Source organism: uncultured Capnocytophaga sp. (genome assembly GCF_963525585.1).
Classification (GTDB): domain Bacteria; phylum Bacteroidota; class Bacteroidia; order Flavobacteriales; family Flavobacteriaceae; genus Capnocytophaga.
This window is the reverse complement of the sequence record NZ_CAURLX010000032.1, coordinates 20,891-27,632: the sequence shown is the minus strand read 5'-3', so window position 1 is coordinate 27,632 and position 6,742 is coordinate 20,891. Positions and strand designations below refer to the sequence as shown.

The 6,742-nt window shown below is 39.3% G+C and carries 7 protein-coding genes; all 7 read right to left on the bottom strand.

Annotated features, from left to right (window positions below):
• On the bottom strand, positions 1-415 hold a 415-nt coding region (locus tag RYK20_RS08050; protein ID WP_314895034.1), incomplete at its 3' end, for a hypothetical protein.
• 14 nt (positions 416-429) lie between these two features.
• A complete protein-coding gene (locus tag RYK20_RS08045) occupies positions 430-1,149 on the bottom strand; it encodes a hypothetical protein (RefSeq protein WP_314895033.1) in 720 nt (239 codons plus the stop codon).
• Positions 1,150-1,166: 17 nt separating this feature from the next.
• A complete protein-coding gene (gene prfH / locus RYK20_RS08040) occupies positions 1,167-1,862 on the bottom strand; it encodes a peptide chain release factor H (protein WP_314895036.1) in 696 nt (231 codons plus the stop codon).
• 13 nt (positions 1,863-1,875) lie between these two features.
• Positions 1,876-2,673 (bottom strand): hypothetical protein, encoded by a 798-nt coding sequence (locus RYK20_RS08035; RefSeq protein WP_314895032.1) that lies wholly within the window; start codon positions 2,671-2,673, stop codon positions 1,876-1,878.
• Between the two features lie 283 nt (positions 2,674-2,956).
• Positions 2,957-4,144, bottom strand: coding sequence for a threonine ammonia-lyase (gene ilvA / locus RYK20_RS08030; protein ID WP_314895031.1), 1,188 nt, complete (start codon positions 4,142-4,144; stop codon positions 2,957-2,959).
• Between the two features lie 121 nt (positions 4,145-4,265).
• On the bottom strand, positions 4,266-5,165 hold the full coding sequence (gene gldN / locus RYK20_RS08025; RefSeq protein WP_297977921.1) for a gliding motility protein GldN: 900 nt from the start codon (positions 5,163-5,165) through the stop codon (positions 4,266-4,268).
• 13 nt (positions 5,166-5,178) lie between these two features.
• Positions 5,179-6,741 (bottom strand): gliding motility protein GldM, encoded by a 1,563-nt coding sequence (gene gldM, locus RYK20_RS08020; RefSeq protein WP_314895030.1) that lies wholly within the window; start codon positions 6,739-6,741, stop codon positions 5,179-5,181.
• Between the last annotated feature and the right edge of the window lies 1 nt (position 6,742).

The following is a 6,742-nucleotide window of genomic DNA, read 5'->3' as shown; positions in this document are numbered from 1 at the left end:
ACATCACTTCTCCTTCTTCAAAACAAATTTCTACCTCCAAAGGAAATTCACTATCTTCTCTATCCCAATTGGTAAAAGCTCCTACATAAACAACATTTTTAGAGGACTTACACTGACTGGGGATAGCTACAAATTCAAAATCAAGCTCGAAATGGTGTCCATCCTTCCGCTCTAGCTCTCCTTCGTTAACCAACTCTTCGTAAAAGTCCCGCAATTGTTCTTTCAGTTGTTCCCGATAGGAATTGTGATAAAAGAACTGTTCAAAGGCAACTTCTTGCTTAGGCGAAAAGAAACCTACTTCTCCTGTTTCATTATATATCCATATAGGCAGTGTTGCACCCAAACTCGGAATCAATATATCGCTAATGGTAGAGGATATACCTTCTTCTTTTTCAAAAATAATTGTTCTGATCATATTGCTTTTAGTTTTTACTCAATTTCGCCAAATTGATTCATCACCTCATTGTCCTTAATGAAATAGCTCTTATCTTCTGTGGGGCTATAGTAGAGCCTGAGCTTTTCACCTTCTTCCAAAAGAAAGGTAATCTCACTATTTCCAGCTACTTCTTCGGCAAAAATAGCGCTAATGTGTTTGCCTTTGAGTTGCCAAGCCTCAGTAAGGTCATCAAAGCGATAGTCATCATCGTCCTCATCTACTTCATACTCATTCCAACACTCACAAAAAGCAATACCCACATCTAAAAAGAAATGAAAAATAGGTTGTCCTTCTGCTTTTACATAGACGATTAAAACACCTCCATCATCAGGATTTACACATACCTTGAGTTGCTCTATGGGCAAACCATTGAGCACCGTAAGGTTGAAATGGGTATCTTGATACATTCTTCCTGGTGCCCAAAAAATATGTTCATCTTCAGGGTTATATCCACTGAAAAAATGTTCAAAATAGCCCTTTGTTCTTCCCTCAGCATATAGTTGTATCAATGCTTTATCCCCCTCTTCTACTGCCCACGCAGAGAGCAATTTAGCAGCTGATAGCTGTATAAAGGCATCTTCGTGGGTAAGTAACTTGCGTAAGCCATCGATGCGCTCTTGTGGCACATCTTCAAGGCGAAGTTCTTTAGGAATGGTAGTATAAGTAACCTCTTGAGGAATACTATATAAGAGTTCTTGTATGTATTTTACCATAAGCTAACGACTAACAACTAACGACTAACGACTAATTTAACTTCCCTCTTGGCAGCGGCACGTTCTTTCTTATAACTCTTTTCTACATAAGTGCTTTTGAAATCGGTACCTTTGAAAGTGCGTACAGGGTTGCCACGTTGCACTTGGGTGTGGTTACTCCAATGACTCTGTGCTTGCTCGGCGAGTTGCTGAAGCTCCATTTCGGCGAGTTTTTCTTTAAGGCGGGCAAGGGCGAGTTTCTTATTGTCCAGTTGTGAACGCGAATCCTGTGCCAATACGCTGATACCCGTAGGTAGGTGGGTGGCGCGCACTGCCGAATTTACCTTGTTCACATTCTGTCCGCCATTGCCTTGCGAGCGAGTGGTTTGGAACTGTACATCGCGCTCCGAGAAAGGCTGGCGTTGCAGTTGGTCAAGCTGAAAAACGCCTATATACCAATTGCTGCGCTGGTGAAACTTGCGAAAGGTGCTCTTGCCTACCCAACAAACGGTGCCGAGCCAACTTTTCAAAAACGGCGCTAACTCCTTGCCTTTGAGTTGCAAGGTAACCGATTTGACAGTGAGATTGGTATCGCCTTCCTCTCGGCTGAGAATGGTATAGCTGATGCCTGCTTGAGTAGCTTCTTGCAAAAATGTTTTCAGCACTTTGGCTACTACCCATTGGCATTCTAAAGGACCGCGTCCTGCGGTGATTTGTATGATTTTTTCTTCCATTTTTTCTTTTTGTTTATAATTGCACATACGGCTTGCAATCTAAAAGCATCTCCCCAATTTCCATTGCTGAGGTGTGATACTTAAGTGCTGCGATTTCTTTCAGCGGGGTGCGTTTGTACTTTTCTTTTGAGTTATAGCGTTTTTCATAGTACAACCAAGAATAGCGATAGCTATGCCCATATATTATTTTGGCAATGATATTCCAGTTGTTGTAATCATTTATGATCTTATCAAGCTCGGCGAATTCACGCTCTATCGCTACATCTACCGGACGGTAATGCGTAATCATATTAGGTTTTACACGCAGTTCAAAACGCCATTTATCTATAAACTCGTAATAGGTTTCAAACCGCTTAGAACGATGGCAGTAATATTCCATCTTACCAAAAAGCGCCTGTTCTCGTGAGGTAAATCTGCCCTTTCGGCATCGTTCTTCCCATTCCCATTGGCTGAAAGAGCGTAGTTCTTGCTTGAGAGGTATATAAATGCGCTTGCCTCTACGCTTTTTCTTCTTTTGGAACTTACGATTATCAGCATACTGGTAGGTATTGATTTTCTTGAGCAAAGCCTCAAAGAAATCACCTGACTTACTACGCTTTACATCTTCACGAACGACAAAGAAGCGCACATAGCCCTTTTGGTAAGGTTTTTCAAGTGGTACAAGCGGCAGGTTTCGTCTCTGTTTTTCTAGTTCAGCGTGGCGATCACAGCATTCGCGCAAAAACTTCTCGTGGTCTTCTCGGGCAATACGCTTACGTGTACGCAAAGAACGTAGGCGAGAGCCGTCAATATATGGATTGGAATCTCCCATTCAATTAAAAATTGATTATTAACAATTTATTATTTGCTTGGGATTCTGTTCTAGAGAGGAGAGAAGAAGCCCGAAGCAGTTGCTTCGGGCTTTATATGATTATAACTCTGATCAAGCTAATATGCCACGAAGCATTACCTTATAAAAGGTAATTTCGGAGTAATATGTAACTTGATATAGGTCATTTTCTTTGAAGTTTTTAGAAGGTTAAACAATAATTGTTCAAAATCGGGGGCAAATATACAACTATTTTTTGAATAAACAAAATATTTTTTTATATTTTTTATCGCTTACTTATCTCATACCCTTTCTTTTCAAGAGCTTCTATAAGGTTTTCTATATGAGCAGTACCATTGGTTTCTACCGTAATCAAAACTTCCTTATCACGGAAGCGAGAGAGGTTTTTGAACTGGTTGTGAGCCAATTTCACTATATTAGCCCCTACCTGTGCAATAATCTGAGTGAGTTTAGCCAATTCTCCAGGACGATCAGGAATATTTACAGCAAAGTTAAAGATACGATCTCTACTCACCAATCCTTTACTTATCATTGAGGAAATCATTAACACATCTATATTACCTCCACTGACCACAGGGACGACTTTCTTTCCCCGATCTGTAAGCTTTTTCAGGGCAGCCAAAGGTAATATTCCCGAATTTTCAGCAATAATCTTATGCTTTTCGGTTAAGAGCAAGAAAGCCTCTGTTAATTCGTAATCATCAACTGTTAATACCTCATCTACATATTTTGTAATATAATCAAAATTTAGAGTTCCTATACGTTTTACTGCAGTACCATCAGCAATAGTATTCGCTTCGGGTAGCGTAACAATTTGGTTATTCTTAAGAGCTGCAGTAGCAGAGGCGGCTCCACTAGGTTCTACTCCTATAATCTTAATATCAGGTTTGAGTTCTTTGGCAGCAGAAGCAATTCCAGAGATAAGTCCACCACCTCCTATGGGTACCACTATCACATCTGTATTAGGGAGCTCCTCTAAGATTTCTAGGGCAATTGTCCCTTGCCCTTCAAGCACATCAGGATCGTCAAAAGGATGTACAAATACATAGCCTTCTTTCTCTTCCAGTTCTTTGGCTTTCTGATAGGCATCATCATAGACCTCCCCATAGAGAATTACCTCAGCTCCATATTTTTTGGTAAATTGAACCTTAATCAAAGGAGTTGTTTGAGGCATTACAATTACAGCTTTGATACCTAGCTCACGTGCAGCATAGGCTACTCCTTGTGCGTGGTTGCCTGCAGAAGAAGCGATGACTCCACGTTTTTTCTCTTCTTCTGTAAGTTTTCGTATTTTATTATAAGCCCCACGAATTTTAAAAGCTCCTGTCTTCTGAAGATTTTCGGGCTTAATATAGATAAGATTTCCAGACTCTTCTGAAAAAATCGGACTATAGATAAGGTGTGTAGGAAGGAGTACCTTTTGTAAGTGCTCACGTGCTGTGATAAAGTTCATATCTGTGTATCTTTATTGAGATAACAAATATACGTTTATTTTTCAAGAAAAGCAAGAATTTTGCCTCTAGGATTTTGCCAAAAAAAGAAGCTATCCCTTGGGGATAGCCTCTCATTATATATTAATAAACCCACATATCTTGTTCGCGATCTCGAATACGTTGCTTAATACGATCTGCTTCTAAGAGCTGATAAAGCGCATTATCAGGCAGATATTTCTTAATCTCTCGGTCACCATATACGTTATCTTCTTTGTAAATAACGCCTACAAAGCGCCGTGCATTCAAGAGGTGGTCAAAGGAAATACGATTAGCAGAGTTTAGCTGGTTAAATACTTTTGCATTATGAAGAATATTTCTTGCGGCTGGATACCATACCCAGAAAAGTTCTACTAAGCTAGATTGTGCATCATCTGTTCCTAAAACACTCACATCGGGAGCTACAGGAGCTATTCCAAGTAATCGATACTTAAGTTCTCCTTGTCGTTTATCAAAGTACCATAGTCCTTTTATTCTATACTGAACAATATCACGAGAAGTCAAGTCAGTACGTACGATATACTCAGGAGGGAGTGGTTTTCCTTCATTAAGGATTCCATAACCTGCATCTAGGGTATCTGCTTTAGAAAGGCTATACTTAAGGTCATCATAGGTTCTTTTTTCAGTAAAATAAGAATCCACATATGTCTCAGTAAGCCTATTCTCTTTCATAGCCCTAAGAAGTACATCGTATAAAGAACGACGATCCGCACTAATGTCCATTGTATCAATAGGGAATAGTAAAGGGAAATTAGCTCTTTCCTGTAGGTCAATTAGTTCCCAAGTAGTAGTAGACCACATAATATCACGATCATCTACATACCCATAAGGAAGAGGTACATCATTATCAGCTGCTTGTTGCGCTTCTGTCTTCACCCCTATTTGAGAAGGAACCTTTGCATTGAGTACATTTGTCTGAGCAAATGTTGAGGATACTATCCACGTAAAAGATAGCATTAGGATATTTTTTAGTGCTTGTTTCATAATCTTATAATTATTATAATACTTCAATAGAGATAGGGGTAGCTGGCTTAGGAGTACCGCTATAACCGGATACAGAGTAACGAATTTCTGAAATCTGGATAACATCTCCTTTCTTAGCTCTATTCACAGCTGCTGCAGCGGCAGGACTTGCACTAACTCTGCTACCATTTACTACTACACTAGGCTGTCCTGGTACTAGGATACGGAACGAATTTACTTTGGTTGTAAGGTCAAAATCAAAGTCATTGAATGCAACTGAAAGTTCTCCTACTAAGATATTTTGCTTAGCCAATTTCACTGCTCCTGTAGTTCTCAAGATAGCTCCTTCTGGTTTTGGAATATCTTTAATACGGAATTTCTTAGAAGAAGAGAATTTCTGACCTTCAAATGTACCTGTTACTACGATGGTTACCTCTGCAGAACCTGCATTAGGCTTCATTATATAGTTAGAACCACCTTTCTTAGAAAGTCCAGGTGCTGAAGCGTTTACTTGGTTATCTGGAACTCCAGGCATAGATATTGTCATAGGGTTCACTACTCCACGATAAACTACATTCATCTTATCTGCCGAAATTACAGCTTCATTAGGACGAGGAATTGTAGTGAATGTTTGAGCTACTTCCACAGGAGTTTCCTCACCATTTTGTTCATAGATAAGGGTACCCGCAATCTTATGTTCCCCTACACTTCCAGTATTTACTTTAAGCTTAATCTTCCCTTCTGAAACCTCTACTTGTGATTCAGGAATAGGACGACCATCAAGTGTAAGATCTACTTTTTTAGGCTTAGTAGAGTTATCTTTACGTCCTAATACAATAGCTCCGTCAAACTCTTGGTTGGTATAATAAGCTCCTCTAGATTGCTCTAATAGAGTAGTATAGTGCTTCATAGAAAGCTCATCTTTCATTTTCTCTCCTAACATAGCCTTATAGAAATCTTGCTCTGTTTGGCGAATATCAGATTGAATTTGAGAGAATTTGGTAACAACAGCGATATAAGGGAATCCTTCAAAGTTATAATTAACCCAGTTAACAGGGTTTCCCTCACGGTCTTTTACTTTGTTATTTTCTCCTGTACTGAATCGCTGATTGATTACTTCAACAAGTCCTTGATTTTTTTCTCCTGCTGCAGTAACTAAAGCCTCACGGTAGTTATTGATTTTATCTAAGAACTCTTGTCCTTCAGGTTTTAACCCATCTGTTTTAAAGAATCTTCCATCTAAGAAGTCAGACTTATCCATTACTTGATAGTCTTCTTTATCTTCAGCTTGAGACATTACTTCATCCTTAAGCTTTTCTAGATAAGAATAATACTCATTAGATAAATCTCTGACTTTACGAGATTGTTCTAAAGCTTCTTTATAATCTTCAGGTTTTTCCTGTTCTTTACGTTCTAATTCTGCGAATGTAGCCTCATTGGTTTCCTGATAGCGAACATTAGCTTCTTGTAGCTTTTTGTTCATAAGTCCAAAGGCACCTAATACCTCTTTCCCCATATTGAGCGCCATCATAGAGATGAAAACCAGATACATCAGGTTAATCATTCGTTGTCGCGGTGAATTTGCTGCTCCTGCCATA

Bases quoted from the DNA above. Each gene is read 5' to 3' on its own strand.
- RYK20_RS08045 (WP_314895033.1), bottom strand. From the start codon at position 1,149: ATGGTAAAATACATACAAGAACTCTTATATAGTATTCCTCAAGAGGTT.
- prfH (WP_314895036.1), bottom strand. From the start codon at position 1,862: ATGGAAGAAAAAATCATACAAATCACCGCAGGACGCGGTCCTTTAGAA.
- RYK20_RS08035 (WP_314895032.1), bottom strand. From the start codon at position 2,673: ATGGGAGATTCCAATCCATATATTGACGGCTCTCGCCTACGTTCTTTG.
- ilvA (WP_314895031.1), bottom strand. From the start codon at position 4,144: ATGAACTTTATCACAGCACGTGAGCACTTACAAAAGGTACTCCTTCCT.
- gldN (WP_297977921.1), bottom strand. From the start codon at position 5,165: ATGAAACAAGCACTAAAAAATATCCTAATGCTATCTTTTACGTGGATA.
- gldM (WP_314895030.1), bottom strand. From the start codon at position 6,741: ATGGCAGGAGCAGCAAATTCACCGCGACAACGAATGATTAACCTGATG.